Genomic DNA, 204 nt, shown 5'->3' on the forward strand with positions numbered 1-204 from the left:
GTTTTAAAAGACTTGTCATTTTTGTTCAAGATTCAAATTCTTGATTCTACAGTTCTTCCCTGAGCTTAGAAGATGGAAACTGTGGTTTGAGGAAATCAGAAAACCATTTGCCAGAAACTTTTTGATGACGTGTCAAATTGTTTTGGAAATCAATGTAGTAAAGTCCAAACCTAGCTTTGTACCCATCTTGCCATTCAAAATTAT

At 33.8% G+C, this 204-nt stretch carries 1 protein-coding gene; it reads right to left on the minus strand.

Annotation, left to right across the window (positions count from 1 at the left end):
* Positions 1-46: 46 nt before the first annotated feature.
* Positions 47-204, minus strand: a 158-nt coding sequence (locus ASD35_RS28485; protein WP_157275326.1) for a family 1 glycosylhydrolase, incomplete at its 5' end; no start/stop codon positions are given.

Source organism: Pelomonas sp. Root1444 (genome assembly GCF_001426885.1).
Taxonomy (GTDB): domain Bacteria; phylum Pseudomonadota; class Gammaproteobacteria; order Burkholderiales; family Burkholderiaceae_C; genus Pelomonas.